A 16,455-nucleotide genomic window follows, 5' to 3' on the forward strand; every position below is an offset into this window, starting at 1 on the left:
ACCGGCAGCCGTACGGGGGTGTTCGTCGGACTCAGCGGCACGGACTACCTGAGCCTGCTCGGCCCGGGCTCGCCGGAGATGGGCGACCACTTCCTGATCGGCAACGTCCCCTCGATCGCGGCCAACCGCATCTCCTACGTGTTCGACCTGCACGGCCCCAGCGCCGTCTTCGACACGGCCTGCTCCAGCTCGCTCGTCGCCGTGCACCGCGCGGCCCGAGCCCTCCAGCAGGGGGACTGCGACATGGCCCTGGCCGGCGGAGCCAACCTCCTGCTGTCCCCGCACGGGTTCACCGGCCTGCGGCGCGCCGGGATGCTCAGCCCCGACGGCCGCTGCAAGACCTTCGACGAGCGCGCGGACGGCTACGGCAGGGGTGAGGGCGTCGTGCTCCTCGCCCTCAAACTGCTCGACCGGGCCCTGGCCGACGGAGACCCGGTGCACGGCGTGCTGATCGGCTCGGCGGAGAACCACGGCGGGCACACCCACTCGCTCACGGTCCCCAACCCGCAGGCCCAGCGCGACGTCGTGCTCGCCGCACACCGGTCGGCCGGGGTCGCGCCCGACACGATCGACTACATCGAGGCGCACGGCACGGGGACCCCGCTCGGCGACCCGATCGAGATCGACGCCCTCAAGGAGGCGTTCGGCCGCCTGTACGCCGACTGGGGGATCCCGGTGGTTCCGGGACGCACCGGCCTCGGGTCGGTCAAGACGAACATCGGCCATCTGGAGGCCGCGGCGGGCGTCGCCGGCGTCGTGAAGGTCCTGCTGGCGATGCGTCACCGCACGCTCCCCGGCCTGGTGGACCTGCGGACGCCGAATCCGATGCTCGACCTCGACGGCAGTCCGTTCCGGATCCAGGCCGCAGCACAGACATGGGAAACACGCGAGGGGACGCCGGCCCGGGTCGGCGTCAGCTCGTTCGGCATGGGAGGCAGCAACGTGCACGTGGTAGTCGAAGAGGCGGGACAGCGTTGATGAGCGGCACCACCGAGGACAGGACCGCCCGACTGGTCCTCCTGTCCGCCGACGGCCCCGAACAGCTCGACCGGTACCGGGCCGAGCTGTTCACCTGGCTGGACGAGCACCCGTCGGCCTCCCTGGACGCCATCGCGCACACCCTGCGCGTCGGCCGGGAACCCCTGCGGGAGCGCATAGCCCTCGTCGTCGGGAGCGTCGCCGAGCTGGCCGCGCGCCTGCGCGACGGGGAAGGCCTCGTGACCGGCACCGCGCCGGCCGAATCCACCGCGGCCTCCGGCGGCGGGGCCGGGCCCGTGGCCACCGACGATCCGGCCGAGGCCGCCCGCCTGTGGGTCAGCGGCCGGGACGTCGTCCTGCCCGAGCCCTCCGGCGACCGTCCCGCCCGGCTCTCCCTGCCCCTGCCGCCCCGGCCGACCCGCCGCTACTGGATCAAGCCGCCCGCCGGCCTGGCCGACGGCCCCGGCGAACGGCTGCTGACCGGCGAGGAGTTCTACCTGCGCGACCACGCCCTGGGCCGGATCCGGATCCTGCCCGCCGTGGCGGCCCTGGAGTTCGCGGTGACCGCGGCCGAACAGCAGGGCCACGGCCGCGCCACCGGCATCGTCAACGTGCTGTGGGCCCGCCCCGTGCTCGTCGAGGACGAGCCGGCCCGCGTGCGCCTGCACCTCGCGCCCACGGCCGACGGGGTCTCCTACGAGGTCCGGCTCACCGACGGCAGCGACGAAGGCGCGCTCTGCTCCGCCGGCACCCTCCGCTTCGGCGCCCGTCCCGAGGCACCGCGCCTCGACCTGGACGCGATCCGGGCCCGGCTGCCCCGTACCGCCACCGCCGAGGAGTGCTACGAGGTCTTCAGCGCGCTCGGCGGCGGCTATGGGCCCAGCCTCCAGGGGCTGCGCTCGGTGCTGTCCGCGCCGGGCGAGGTCCTCGCGCACGTCGCCGTACCCAGCGCGGCGGACCTCCCCTTCTCCGACTTCGCCCTCCACCCCTCCCTGCTCGACGCGATGCTCCAGGCCTGCCTGTGGACCGACGAGGCCCCCTCGGCCCCGCGCGCCCGGGAACTGCCCTTCTCCCTGGACGCGGTCGAGATCTTCGGGCCGCTCCCCGAACAGGGCCACGTGCACGCCGTGCGGACCCCGGCCGGCCACGACATCGCCCTCGCCGACGACCAGGGCCGGGTCCGCGTGCGGCTGCGCGCCGTCGTCACCAGGCCGGTCGACGGCGCCGCCCGCCTGGACGGCACCATCGGAGCCCACCTGCTCGCACAGCGCTGGCAGGACGCCCCCGCGCCGGCCGCCGGCCGGACCGTGCAAACCCTCCTGCTCGGCGAGGAGACCTTCACCGGAGCCGAACGCACCACCGAGGACTCCGTCTTCCCCCGCGACGGGGAACTCCTCCTCGTCCACACCTCGGACGGCGACCCGCTGCCCTCCCTCACCGGGCTGTACCGGTCCTGGGCGGCCCAGCCGACCCGCCACCCGGTGCGGGTCCTGCACGTGTTCCGCACCTCCGGCGGGGTCGAGGACGCGCGCGCCGAGGCCCTGGACGGGTTCGCGCGAGCCCTCGCCAACGAGGACCCGCAGTTCCTCGTCTCCGCGGTCGACGCGGGCACGGCGGGCCTCGCCGCCACCGTCGAGTCCGAGGCGCGCGCCGCCCACGAGTTCCGGGTCCGGTACACGGCCGCCGGCCGGCAGGTGCCGCGCTGGGAGCCCGTCGCCCCCGACCCGGCACCGCTCGCCCCGCGCGGCACCGTGCTGGTCACCGGCGGCGCGGGCGCCCTCGGCCGCCGGCTCGTCGCCCACCTGGGAGGAGACGCCCGCTACGTCCTGACGGGCCGTTCGGCGCAGGCCGACCTCACGGACCTGCGCTCCGCCGGTCTCGACGTCCACTACCTACCCGCCGACCTGGGCGCTCCCGGCGCCGCCGGGGACCTCGTCGAGCGGATCCACGGCTCCTTCGGGCCGCTCCACGGGGTCCTGCACCTCGCCGGAACCACCCGGGACGCGCTGCTGATCGGCAAGACCGACGAGCAGAGCGCGGCCGTGCTGGGCCCGAAGGTCCGCGGCACCGTGGAGCTGGACCGGGCCACCGCCGGCGACCCGCTGGACTTCTTCATCGCCTTCTCCTCCATGTCGGGGGCCGCGGGAAGCCCCGGTCAGACCGACTACGCGTACGCGAACCGGTTCCTGGACGCGTTCACGGCCTGGCGCCGGGGCAGCGGACGGCCGGGCCGCAGCCTCTCCGTCCTGTGGTCGCTGTGGGCCGACGGGGGCATACGCGTCGACGCCGACGAGGCCACGGCGGCCCGGATGGCCCGTCAGGTCGGGCTGGTGGCCATGCCCACCGACGCCGGACTGGAGGCCTTCGACCGGGCCCTGGGCCACGACGGCGACCACGTCCTGGTGGCGCACGGCAACCTGGCGCGCCTGCGCGAGGTGGTGAACGCGCCGGCGCCCTCGGCCCCGTCGGCCCCCGCCGTGCCCGTCCCGCGTGCCCTTCCGTCCGACCCGTCGGTCCCGTCGGTCCCGTCCGCTCCGGCCCTCCCGTCCGGGGAGCCGGCGGCGCCGTCCGCCGACGCGGCCGAAGAGTTCCTGCGCGGGGTGCTCGCCGAGGTCTTCGAGTTCCCGGCCGAGGAGATGGAAGCCGACGCGCCGTTCGAGCGGTTCGGCATCGACTCGCTGCTGATCATGGACCTGACCCGTCGCCTGGAGGACCACTTCGGATCCCTGCCGAAGACCCTGTTCTTCGAGTACCAGGACCTGCGCTCCCTCGCCGGCTGGTTCACCGAGCACCACGGCTCCCGCCTCGCGGAACTGGCGCCCGCGCCCGAACTGGCGCCCGCGCCCGAACTGGCGCCCGCGCCCGAACCGGTGGCCGCGCAGGCACCCCGGGCGGACGGGGCCCCGCAGCCGGCGGCCACCGCCCCGGCCGCGATCCCGGGTTCCGCCGCGGCCCCCGCCCCCTCGGGGCCCATGCCGATCGCCATCGTCGGCGTCGCCGCCCGCTTCGCCGAATCGGACACCCTCGACCAGTTCTGGGACCACCTCCAGGCGGGCCGGGACCTGATCACCGAGATCCCGGCGGACCGGTGGGACTGGCGGGACTACGACCAGGCCACCCCCGCCGACCGCGCGGCCCGCTACAGCCGCTGGGGCAGCTTCCTGCGCGGCATCGACATGTTCGACCCGCTCTTCTTCGGCGTCTCGCCCCGCGAGGCGGAGATCGTCGACCCCCAGGAACGGCTGTTCCTCCAGACCGCCTGGCACGCCATGGAGAACGCCGGACGCACCCGCGCGGACCTGCGCTCCCACCGCGTCGGCGTGTACGTCGGCGCGATGTACGGGCTCTACCAGCTGCACGAGGCCGAGGACGGCCGGATCGGCGCCTCCTCGCACGCCTCCATCGCCAACCGCGTCTCCTACACCCTCGGCCTCACCGGCCCCAGCCTGGGCGTGGACACGATGTGCTCCTCCTCGCTGACGGCCATTCACCTGGCCGTGCGCGACCTGCGCGCCGGGGACACCGACATGGCCGTCGCGGGCGGGGTCAACCTGCACGTCCACCCGTACAAGTACCGCTTCCTCGGCCAGGGCAGCTTCACCTCCAGCGACGGCCGCTGCCGCAGCTTCGGCGCGGACGGCGATGGCTACGTCCCCGGCGAGGGCGTCGGCGCGGTGCTGCTCCGGCCGCTCGCGGACGCCGTCCGGGACGGCGACCACATCCACGGCGTCATCCTCGGGACCAGCGTCAACCACGGCGGCCGCACCAACGGCTTCACCGTGCCCAACCCCGTCGCCCAGGGCGACCTCGTCGCACAGGCGCTCGGCGAGGCGGGCGTGGACCCGGCCACCCTCGGCTACCTGGAGGCGCACGGCACCGGCACCGCCCTCGGCGACCCCGTCGAGATCCGCGGACTCGCCCGCGCCCTGGCCGAAGCCGGGCTGCCGCCGGGCAGCCTTCCGATCGGCTCGGTCAAGTCCAACGTCGGCCACCTCGAATCGGCCTCCGGCATGGCCGGGCTGTGCAAGGTGCTGCTCCAGATGCGGCACGGCCGGCTCGTGCCCTCGCTGCACGCGGACCCGCTCAACCCGAACATCGACTTCGACTCGACCCCGCTGCACGTGCAGCGCGACCTCGCCCCGTGGCCCCGGCCAGCCGGCGCCCCCCGGCGCGCAGGCCTCAGCTCCTTCGGCGCGGGCGGGGCCAACGCCCACCTCGTCGTGGAGGAGTACGTCGCCCCGCCGGCCGCCGGGCAGGAGCCCGGCCCGTACGTGTTCCCGCTCTCCACCCGGGTGCCCGAACGGCTCCCCGTGCTCGCCGCCGAACTGGCGGACGCCCTGGAGCGCGGCCTGGCGGACGGATCGTCACCCCGCCTCGCGGACGTGGCGTTCACCCTCCAGCAGGGGCGCGAGGAGTGGGCGGACCGCATGGTCGTCCTGGCCTCCACCGTCACCGAGCTGGTCGCCCGGCTGCGCGGGGACGACCCGACGGGAGTCTGGACCGGCAGCGCCCGCGGCCGCGCCGCCTCCCGCGCCGCCGCCCCCACGAGCAGCGACCCGGCATCGATCGGCGCCGCCTGGGCCGCCGGAGCCCCGGTCACCTGGCCGGCGGGGAACGGCAGCCGCGTGCCGCTGCCGGGCTACCCCTTCGAGGAACTCCGCTGCTGGCTCACCGACACCATCTGGTCGCCGCCCCTACCGGCCGCACCGGCCGCCGAGCGGACCGCAGCGGGTCCGGTGCACCCGCTGCTCGACGCGATCGACCCGGCCCAGAGCCTGGACGGCCTGACCTACCGGACCGCCTTCGACCCCGAGCACCCCTACATCGGCGGCCACCGGCTCGGCGAGACCCGCCTGCTGCCCGCCGCCGCGGTCCTGGAGATGGCCCGCGCCGCCGCCGAGGCGGCCGGGGCGGGGGAGCGGCTGCGGCTGTCGAACGTCCGCTGGCTGCGTCCCTTCGTCGTGGCCGGCGCCGAGCGCACGGCCAGGACACGGCTGCGCCGGGGCGAGACCGGCACCCGCTTCGACCTGCGCGACGACACCGGCGAACTCCTCGCCGAGGGCCGGGTGGAGCCCCTGTCCGCGCCCGCCGGGGAGACCCTGGACGTCGACGCCGTACGGGCCCGCCTCGGCAGCCGCCACGAAGGCGCCGCACTCTACGCCGACCTTACGGCGGCCGGACTGTTCTACGGCCCCGCCCTGCGGGCCGTCGAATGGATCGCCGCGGGCGACGGAGAGGCGCTCGTGCGCCTGCGGATCCCCGCCGAAGCCGCCCGCTTCGCCGGCTCCGCCCTGCACCCCTCGGTGGTCGACGGCGCCCTGCACGCCTTCGCCGTCCTCCGGGACCGGGACAACGGCCCCGCGATGGTGCCGTACGCCCTCACCGCCGCCGAGGTCCACGCCCCGGTGACGGACCTCGGGTACGCCCACGTCCGCACCGTCGGCACCGACCGCTACGACCTCACCCTGACCGACTCCGAGGGGAACGTCCGCGTGCGACTGCGCGACCTGTCTCTGCGGCCCGCGCCCGGCGTCGCCCAGTCCCGGCCGGCCGGATCCCCCGCCGCAGCCGCCGTCTCCGCCGCGGCGGCGGCCGCCGCGGACGACCTGATGTTCGTACCGCGCTGGACCGAACTGTCCGGCCGGTCCCCGCAGCCGCTCCCGGACGGGGCCACCACCTGGCTCGTGCGCGGACCGGACTCGGCACCGCTGGCGGCCGCCCTGCGCGCCCGCCTCGGCGGCGCCGTCGTCGAACTGGACCACGACCGCGTCGCCACCGCGACCGGCAAGCCCGACCAGGTGATCCTCCTCGCCCCCCGCGCCGGGGCCGGCACCGACGACACCGCCGCGCTCGAAGCGGCCCAGGAACGCGGTGTCCTCGCCCTGTTCCGGCTCGCCAAGGTCCTCCAGCGGACCCGCTCGGCCGTCCGCCTCACCGTGGTCACCGAGGACGCCCTCACCACGGCGGGCGAACCCGTCGCCAACCCGTACGCGGCCGGCCTGCACGGCCTGGCCCTGTCGCTGGCCCAGGAACACCCCCGCTGGCAGGTCGCCGTCGTCGACCGCTCCTCCGCCGACGCGCCCTCGGCGGACGTCCTGGACGCCCCCGCCGGCGGCCCCTACGCACTGCGCCGCGGCGTGCTCCACCACCGCCGGCTCGCCCCGGTCGCCGTCACGCCCCCGCAGGAGCGGATCCGCCGGGACGGCACCTACCTGATCCTCGGCGGTGCCGGGGGCATCGGCCTGGAACTCACCGAATGGCTGGTGCGCGGCTACCGGGCGAAGGTCGTCCTCCTCGGCCGCAGCGAACTGGACGCCGACCGCCGTGCACGGCTGCGCGCCATCGACCCGGACGGCACCCTCGTCTCTTACCGCAGGGCCGACGCGACCGACCCCGCCGCGCTGCGGGAAGCCGTCGAGTGGACCAGGAGCGCCCACGGCGCCCTGCACGGGGTCTTCCACGCCACGATCGTCCTGCGCGACCAGACCGTCGCCACGATGACGGAGGAGACCTTCCGCTCCGTCCTCGACGCCAAGGCGCACACCTCGGTCGCCCTGCACGCCGCCCTGAGAGGCGTGGGCGGCCTGGACTTCGTCCTCTTCTTCTCCTCGGCGGTCGCCCTGTCAGGCAGCGCCGGCCAGGGCAACTACGCGGCCGGATCCACCTTCGAGGACTCCTTCGCCCACCACCTCGACTGGATGTTGGAGGCCCGGGTCGCCGTCATCAACTGGGGCTACTGGGGAACCGTCGGCATCGTCGCCGACGAGCGCTACCGCGAGCGGCTCGCCGCCACCGGCATCCACTCGATCACCCCGGAGGAGGGGATGGCCGCCGTGCACGCCGTGCTCGGACGCGAGGACCGGCAGGTCGTCGTGGTCAAGGCCGACGCGGCCGCACTCGCCGCGGGCGGCGCCCAGCCGCGTCGGGCCGCCGGACAACCGGCCGGCCCGGGGACGACGCCGTCCGACCCGGGGACGCCCTCCGACGACGTGACCCTGGTGCCGTCGCTGGCCCAGCTCCCCCCGGTCGCCCGGCTGCTCACCGAGGCCGACGACGCCCGCCTGACCGAGGTCATGTGCGACTGGCTGTGGACGCTCTTCCGGCGCGAGGGCGTGTACCTCGGCGACGCCGAGAGCTGGCAGCCCGCCGCGCTCGCCGAGCGGCTGGGCGTCGTCCCCGCGCAGCGCAGGCTCTTCACCGAGCTCCTGCGCCAGCTGACGGAGGGCGGCTTCCTCGACGACCGGGGCGGAGCACTCGTCCCCGCCGGGCGCCGGGCCGCCGAGGACCCCGAGGCAGACCTGGTCGAGCTGTGCGAGCGCAAGCCCGCGCTCAACCGCTTCGACCGGCTGCTGCGCCCCTGCATGCAGAACCTCTTCGGCGTGCTGCGCGGCAGCGTCCGCGCCACCGACGTGATGTTCCCGGGCGGCTCCAGCGCCCTCGTCGAAGGCGCCTACCGGGGCAGCCCGGTCGTCGACCGCGCCAACGAACTCGTCGTGGGCGCCGTCCAGGACCTGCTGTCCCGCCACGAGGGCCCGCTCACCGTCATCGAAATCGGCGCGGGCACCGGCGGCACCACCGCGAGCGTCCTCCCCGCCCTCGCCGCCTCGGGCACGGAGGTGACGTACGTCTACACCGACGTCTCCCGCGCCTTCCTGCGGCACGGGGAGCAGCGGTTCGCCGAGGCGCACCCGTACGTCCGCTTCCAGCGGCTCGACATCTCCGCGGACCCCGAGACCCAGGGCTTCACCCCGGGCAGCGCCGACCTGGTCGTGGCGGCCAACGTCCTGCACGCGACCGCCGACCTGCTCGCCACCCTGCGCGCGGTGACCCGGCTGCTCAAGCCCGGCGGACGGTTGGTCCTCAACGAGGCCAGCAGCAACGTCCTCACCGCCACCCTCACCTTCGGCCTGCTCGACGGCTGGTGGCTGCACGAGGACGCCGAACTGCGCCTTCCCGGGTCCCCGTTGCTCTCCGCGCCCGGATGGCGCAAGGCCCTCGACCTCGCGGGCTTCACCCGCAGCCGGGCCGTGCCGGCGGACGAGGGGCTGAGCCAGCACGTGGTGGTCGCGGAGACGGCACCGGGCGGTACGCCGGCGGCCGCCGCGGCGCCCGCCGCGCCGCCGCGCACCGCGGAGCCCGCGCTCCCGTCGTCCGGGCCGTCCGGCACGGAGGGCGACGCGCTGCCGGAGGCCGCGCGGGAGTACGTGAAGGACGCCTTCGCGCAGATCCTCCAGGTGCCGCGCGAACGGCTCTGGCTGGACGAGACGTACGAGAACTTCGGCGTCGACTCGCTGACGGTGCCCCTCATCGTGGACGTCCTCGCCGAGGGCATGGGCGAGCTGCCGGTGTCCCTGCTGTTCGAGTACCCGACCGTCCGCGAGGTCGCCGACTACCTGGTCGAGCGGCACCCCGAGCGGGTGCGCGCGCTCCTTCCCGAGCCCGCCGCCGTTCCCGCCCCCGCCCCTTCCCCCGCGCCGGTCGCCGTCCCGGCCGTCCACGCGCCCGGCGCCGACGTACGTCCGGCCGCGCGCCCGGCGCCGTCCGTGCCGGCCGCCGACCACCGCGTCGCGATCGTCGGCGTCGCCGGCCGCTACCCCCAGGCCGAGGACCTCGACGCCTTCTGGGAGAACCTCCGGTCCGGCCGCGACTGCGTGGGCCAGGTGCCCGCCGACCGCTGGGACCACCGGACTCCCGCCGGCTCGGACGGCCAGCCGGTGAGCCGCTGGGGCGGATTCCTGGACGGGATCGACGAGTTCGACCCCCGCTTCTTCCAGATGTCCCTGCGGGAAGCCGAACTGACCGACCCTCAGGAGCGGCTGTTCCTCCAGACCTCCTGGCATGCGCTGGAGGACGCCGGCTACACCCGGGCCCGCCTGCGGGGCAGCCGCGTCGGCGTGTACGTGGGCGTCATGTACGGGCACTACCAGCTGTTCGAGGATGAGCGGGGCCTCGCCGGCGGCATGGGCTACGCGTCCATCGCCAACCGGGTCTCGTACTTCTTCGACTTCCACGGGCCGAGCCTGGCCGTCGACACCATGTGCTCCTCCTCCCTCACCGCCATTCACCTCGCCTGCGAGGCCCTGGCGACCGGTCAGGCGGACTACGCGCTCGCCGGCGGCGTCAACCTCGCCCCGCACCCGCGCAAGTACCGCCAGCTGGCGGCCGGCGGGTTCACCGGCGAGAGCGGGCGGTGCCGCAGCTTCGCGGCGGACGGCGACGGCATGGTGCCCGGTGAGGGCGTAGGCGCCGTCCTGCTCAAGCCGCTGGCGGCGGCCGAGCGCGACGGGGACCGCATCCTCGGCGTGATCCTCGGCAGCTCCGTCAACCACGGCGGGAAGACGGGCGGATTCGCCGTGCCCAGCCCCGGCGCCCAGGGCGAGGTCATCGCCCAGGCCCTGCGCACGGCCGGAGTGCCGGCCGACGGCATCTCGTACGTCGAGGCGCACGGCACCGGGACCGCGCTGGGAGATCCGGCCGAAGTCGCCGGACTCGTACGGGCCTTCGGCGACATGCCGGCCGGCTCGGTCGCGCTCGGCTCCGTCAAGTCCTCCGTCGGCCACCTGGAGTCGGCCGCGGGCATCGCGGCCCTCACGAAGGTCCTGCTCCAGATGAAGGCCCGCGAACTGGCGCCCTCCCTGCACGCGGAGGCCCTCAACCCGGCCGTCGACTGGAACACCGTGCCCTTCCGGGTGCAGCGCGAACTCGCCCCCTGGACGGCCTCCGGACCCCTGCGCGCGGGCGTCAGCGCCTTCGGCGCGGGCGGCTCCAACGCCCACCTCGTGGTCGAGGAGCACCGGACACCGGACCCGCGGCCCGAGGGCGCGGCGGGACCGGACGTCTTCCCCTTCTCCGCGCGGGACGCGGAGGGGCTGCGCCGCGTCGTCGCGGGCATGCGGACCTGGCTGGGTTCGACCGGTACCGGCGCCGATCCCCGGGACATCGCGGCCGCGGCCGGCGTTCCCGTCACGGCGGTGGACGAACCCCTCGACGAGCTGGGCCTGGACCCGGCCACGATGGTGCGGCTGATCGGCCTCGGCGACTCGGTCGGGGCGGGTGCCGTGCACGGCGGCACGACCCTGCGCGAACTCGCGGGCCGCGCCGGGGGCGGCGCCGGCGTCGACCTCGTCAGGCTCGCCCGCACCCTCCAGACCGGCCGCGAGGCCATGGCCCACCGGTTCGCCGTCGTCGCAGGGTCGGCGGGGGAACTCACCGAGGCGCTCGACGCGTTCCTCGGCGGGCGTCCCGGCGGCCACACCGGCGTCGTGACGGCCGAGCCGGGGGCCGCTGCCCTGCCCTCCGCGGCGGATCCGCACGACACGGCCCGCCGCTGGGCCGGGGGAGAGGTCTTCGACTGGGAGGCCGGCCGGCCCGGTCCGCTACCGGCCCTGTCCCTGCCCGGATACCCCTTCGCGCGGACCCGCTGCTGGATCGACGCCGTCACCCCGGCCGTCCCCGCCGCCCCGGTGGCCTCCGCGGCCCCGACGGCATCCGGGTCCGCGGCCGTCCCCGCCCGGGGCATCCGGCTCCGGGACGCCGTACTCGACCTGCTGGGCACGGTCAGCGGATTCGCCCCCGCCGACCTCGACCCGGCGGGCTCCTTTTACGAGCACGGCCTGGACTCCCTCGGCCTGATCCGGCTCGCCGACGAGGTCTCCAACGCCTTCGGCGTGCCCGTCGGCCCCGACCAGCTGCTCGCCACCCCCACCCCCTCCGCGCTCGCCGAGTGGCTGGAGAACGAGCACCCGAACGCCGCCCCGCCCCTGCCGGCCGACCCGGCGCGGGACCAGCCGGCCGAGGACGACCCCGTCGTGATCGTCGGCATGGCGGGCACCCTGCCCGGCGCACGCAACCTCGACGAGTTCTGGGCGGCCCTCCAGAAGGGCGGCGACCTCTTCTCCGAAGTGCCCGCCGACCGCTGGGACAGCCGCGCCCACTACGGGGACCCGGCCCTGCACCCCGACCGGACGCGGATCACCCGGGGCGGCTTCATGCCGGACATCGACCGCTTCGACCCGCTGTTCTTCGGCATCTCGCCCCGCGAGGCCCGCTGGATGGACCCCCGCCAGCGGCTGCTCCTGCGTACGGTGTGGTCCGCGCTGGAGGACGCGGGCATCGACCCGACCCGCCTCGCCGGCACCGACACCGGCCTGTTCGTCGGCGTGGGCTCGTCCGAGTACGCCGAGCTCGTGCAACGCTCGGACACGGCCACCGACGCCTACTCCTCGACCGGCCTGACCCCCTCCATGCTGGCCAACCGCATCTCGTACCACCTCGACCTGCGCGGCCCCAGCGAACCCGTGGACACCGCCTGCTCCAGCTCGCTCGTGGCCCTGCACCGCGCGGCGGAGGCCCTGCGGCTCGGACACTGCGACACGGTCATCGCGGGCGGCGTCAGCCTCATGCTGTCCCCGGTCACCTTCGCCTCCCTCGAACGGGCCGGCATGCTCAGCCCCGACGGCGTGGGCCGGGCCTTCGACAAGGACGCCGCGGGGTACGTGCGCGGCGAGGGCGTCGGAGCCGTCGTGCTCAAGCGGCTCAGCCGCGCCCGCGCCGACGGCAACCCGGTGCTCGCCGTCCTGCGCGGCACCGCCGTCAACCACGGCGGCCGCTCCAACTCGCTGACCGCGCCCAACCCGCGCGGCCAGGCCGAGGTGATCGTGAAGGCCCACCGCGAGGCGGGCGTGGACCCGGCGACCATCGGGTACGTCGAGACCCACGGCACCGGCACGGTCATCGGCGACCCCGCCGAGACCAACGGCCTCCGTCAGGCCTTCGCCGAGCTCTACCGCGACTGGGGCCACCCCGCTCCGGCCGCCCCGCACTGCGCTCTGGGGGCCCTGAAGAACACCATCGGCCACCTGGAGCCGGCGGCCGGCATCGCCGCCGTGCTGCGCGTCCTGCTGTCGATGCGCCACGGACGGATCACCGGCGACCCGCACGGCCCGGAGCTCAATCCCCACCTGGCGCTGGAGGGCACGGCCTGCGAGATCGCGGTGGAGGCACGTGACTGGACGCCCGTGGCGCCCGGTGTCCCGCGCCGCGCCGGGGTCAGCTCCTTCGGCTACGGCGGGGTCAACGCCCATGTCGTGCTGGAGGAGTACCCGGCCGACGAACCGGCGCCGTCCGGCCGTCCGGCCGTGTTCGTCCTCTCCGCCCGCGACCCGGAGCGGCTGCGGGCCACCGCCCGCTCCCTCGTCGAAACCAGGGCCGGCTGGGAGCACGACCTCGCCGGAACCGCCCGTACCCTCCAGTCCGGCCGCACCGAACACGCCGAACGTCTGGCGTTCGTCGCGGAGTCGGGCGAGCACGTGGTGGACACCCTGCGCCGCTACCTCGCCGGGGACTCCGCCGGCATCCACCAGGGGCGCGTGGAACGGCGCGCCGACCGCACGCCGTTCGACGGGCGGGGCGACGAGGAGACCGCCGCCGCGTGGGTGCGCGGCGCGACGGTCGACTGGTCCGCCCGGTGGGAGGGGACGCCGCAGCTGCGTTCGCTGCCGCCGTACCCCTTCGCCGCCGACCGGTACTGGTTCACCGACGGAGCCCCCGCGGCGGCTGCCGCGCCGGTGACCGTCCCGGCGACGGCGACGGCGACGGCCACCGCGACCGTCCCGGCGACGGCGAACCGGTCCCTCCCGGCGACGGCCACCGCGACCGTCCCGGCGACCGATCCGAAGACCGCCAACGGGTCCGTCGCACGGCCCGATGCCGGGTCCGCTTCCGGGTCCGGCTCCGGGTCCGGCTCCGGGGTGGCCGACGCCCCGGCCGGCCGGGCACCCGTCAGCCTCTTCACGGCCGAATGGGTGGCCGAGCCCGTGCCGCCCGCCGCCCCGAACCCGGGCCGGGTGCTGGTGTTCGGAGACCTGCCGGTCCCCGGTGCCGTCACCGTACGGGCCGGATCCGCGTACGCCGACGAGGGCTCCACCGTCACGATCCGCCCCGGCGAGGCCGAGGACTACGCCCGGCTGCTCACCGCCGGCGCGGACCGGATCGTGCACCAGTGGCCGCTGCTCCACCCCGAGCGCCCGGACCTGGGCATCGAGTCGGCCTTCCTGCTCGTACGCGCCATGACGGCCTCCCGGGCCGCCGCGCGGATCCAGGTCCTGGTGCCGGAGGGCGCCATGGCGGAGGCCTGGGGAGGGTTCGACACCTCGCTGCGCGCCGCCTTGCCCGGCACCGCCTTCGGCGTCGTACGCATCGCCGGCCGGGTCGAACCGGCCGCCCTGCTGGCCGAGGTGGCCGCCGAGCGGCTCTCCTCGGCAGCCGTCCGCCTCTCCGCGACCGGCCGCACCGTGCGCGTGCTCACCGAGACCGATCCGAGCCCCGTCACGGAGTCCCCGCTGCGCCAGGGGGCCGTCCACCTGGTGACCGGCGGCGCCGGCGGCCTCGGGCTGCTGCTCGCCCGTACCCTGCTGTCGCGCGGCGCCCGGGTGGCCCTCACCGGCCGGTCCTCCGCCGCCGACCGGGCCCGGGAACTCGCCGGCCTGCGCGCCCTCGGCGACGTCGCCTACTTCCAGGCGTCCGTGGAGGACCAGGCCGCCATGGCCCGCGTCGTGGCGGACGTCAAGCAGAAGTGGGGTGCGCTGCACGGGGTCTTCCACCTGGCAGCGACCGCCTCGCGCACACCGCTGCCCGGCAAGGACCTCGCGGAGTTCCGCTCCCACCTGCGGGCCCGCTTCGAGGGCACCCGTGTCCTCGACGAGGTGACCCGTGACGAACCGCTGGACCTGTTCGTCCTGTACTCCTCGCTGGCCGGGCAGCTCGGCGACTACGGCCTGGTCGACTACGCCGTCGGCGCCCGCTACCTCGACGGTTTCGCCGAGGAGCGCACGGCACTGCGCACGGCCGGCCGCCGCAGCGGGCACACGGTCTCGGTCGACTGGCCCATGTGGCGTGCCGGAGGCATGCACGTGGAGGCCGAGGACGAGCGCCGTTACCTCGCCGACACGGGCTTCCGCTACCTGGAGGCCGAGGAGGGCGAACGGCTGCTCGACCTCGTCCTGCGGCTGGGCCGCCCCCAGGTCGCCGTACTGCCCGGAGCGCCCGAGCGGATGCGCGAGCGGGTCGGGGCGATGCGGATCCGGGAGCACGGGCACCGCGCCCGCCCGGCCGCCCCGGCGCCTGCCGCCGCCCCCGCCGCTCCCGTGCACGCCGGCGATCTGACCGAGCGGCTGCGGGAGCTCGTCGCCGAACTGCTGGGCCTGGCGCCGAAGGCGCTCGACCCGGAGGCCGGCTTCGGGGAGTACGGACTGGACTCCTTCGGGCTCCAGTCCCTCTCCGCGGCACTGGAGGAGCGCTACGGCGTCTCGGTGCCGACGACGACCCTGTTCGGTGAGAACACGGTCGAGAGGCTCGCCCGGCACCTGCTCGCGGAACACCCCTCCCTGGCGGAACGGAACCGGACGCCCGCCACCGCGAGCGCGGAACCGGCCGCAGCGCCCGCCACCGCCGCCACCGCGCCCTCCGTCTCCACCGTTCCCACCACTCCTTCCGCCGTTGCGTCCACCGCGCCCACCCGGGAGGACGCCGTCGCCATCGTCGGCATGTCCGGACGTTTCCCCGGCTCGGCGGACCTGGCGGAGTTCTGGCAGCACCTCAGGGACGGTGAGGACCTGATCACCGAGACCCCCGCCGACCGCTGGAACTGGCAGGAGGTGTCCCGGCGCTTCGGCGGCACCGCCCGCTGGGGCGGTTTCCTGAGCGACGTCGACCGGTTCGACGCACGGTTCTTCAAGATCTCGCCCGCCGAGGCGGAGGTCATGGACCCGCAGCACCGGCTGTTCCTCGAACACACCTGGGCCGCCCTGGAGGACGCGGGCTGCCGGGCCGACCGGCTCGCCGGCCGCCGCGTCTCCGTCTTCGCCGGCGTCCAGTTCAACGACTACGAGTCGATGGTCCTGCGCGGCGAGCAGGTCAACCCCCACGCGGGCACCGGGCTCGCGCGGACCATCCTGGCCAACCGCATCTCGTACCTCCTGGACCTCAAGGGCCAGAGCGAGAGCATCGACACCGCCTGCTCCAGCTCCCTCGTGGCGCTGCACCGCGCCGTCCGCGCCCTGCGCGCCGGGGAGAGCGAGCTCGCCGTCGCCGGCGGCGTGAGCCTGGTGCTCTCGCCGCAGACCGTGGTGGCCGGGAACCAGCTCGGGGTGCTCTCCCCGGACGGCCGCTGCAAGGCCCTGGACGCGACGGCCGACGGGTACGTCAAGGGGGAGGGCGTGGGCGTACTCGTCCTCAAGCCGCTCTCCCGCGCCCTCGCCGACGGCGACCGCGTGCACGCGGTGATCCGCGGCAGCGCGGTCGGCCACGGCGGGCACGCCTCCTCGCTGACCGCCCCCAACCCGCTGGCCCAGGCCGCCCTGCTCGTCGAGGCCTACCGGGACGCGGGGGTACCGGTCGGGACGGTGTCCTACACCGAACTCCACGGCACCGGCACCTCCCTCGGCGACCCGGTGGAGATCGACGGCCTCGTCCGGGCCC

Annotated in this window: 2 protein-coding genes (both running past the window's edge); both read left to right on the forward strand. The window is 75.6% G+C overall.

All coding sequences use genetic code 11. From position 1 onward, the window contains the following. Positions 1-978: the final stretch of a non-ribosomal peptide synthetase gene (locus OG332_RS43860; protein ID WP_327418676.1), read on the forward strand. 3,705 nt of this gene lie to the left of the window's left edge; the window shows 978 of its 4,683 coding nt (coding positions 3,706-4,683); the start codon falls outside the window, past its left edge; the stop codon is at positions 976-978. Beyond that, on the forward strand, positions 978-16,455 hold the 5' portion of the coding sequence (locus tag OG332_RS43865; RefSeq protein WP_327418677.1) for an SDR family NAD(P)-dependent oxidoreductase. It continues 4,169 nt past the right edge of the window; only the first 15,478 of its 19,647 coding nucleotides appear in the window; its start codon is at positions 978-980; its stop codon lies beyond the right edge, outside the window. The genes OG332_RS43860 and OG332_RS43865 overlap by 1 nt, the downstream gene beginning before the upstream one ends.

Source organism: Streptomyces sp. NBC_01233, from assembly GCF_035989305.1.
Lineage (GTDB): Bacteria > Actinomycetota > Actinomycetes > Streptomycetales > Streptomycetaceae > Streptomyces.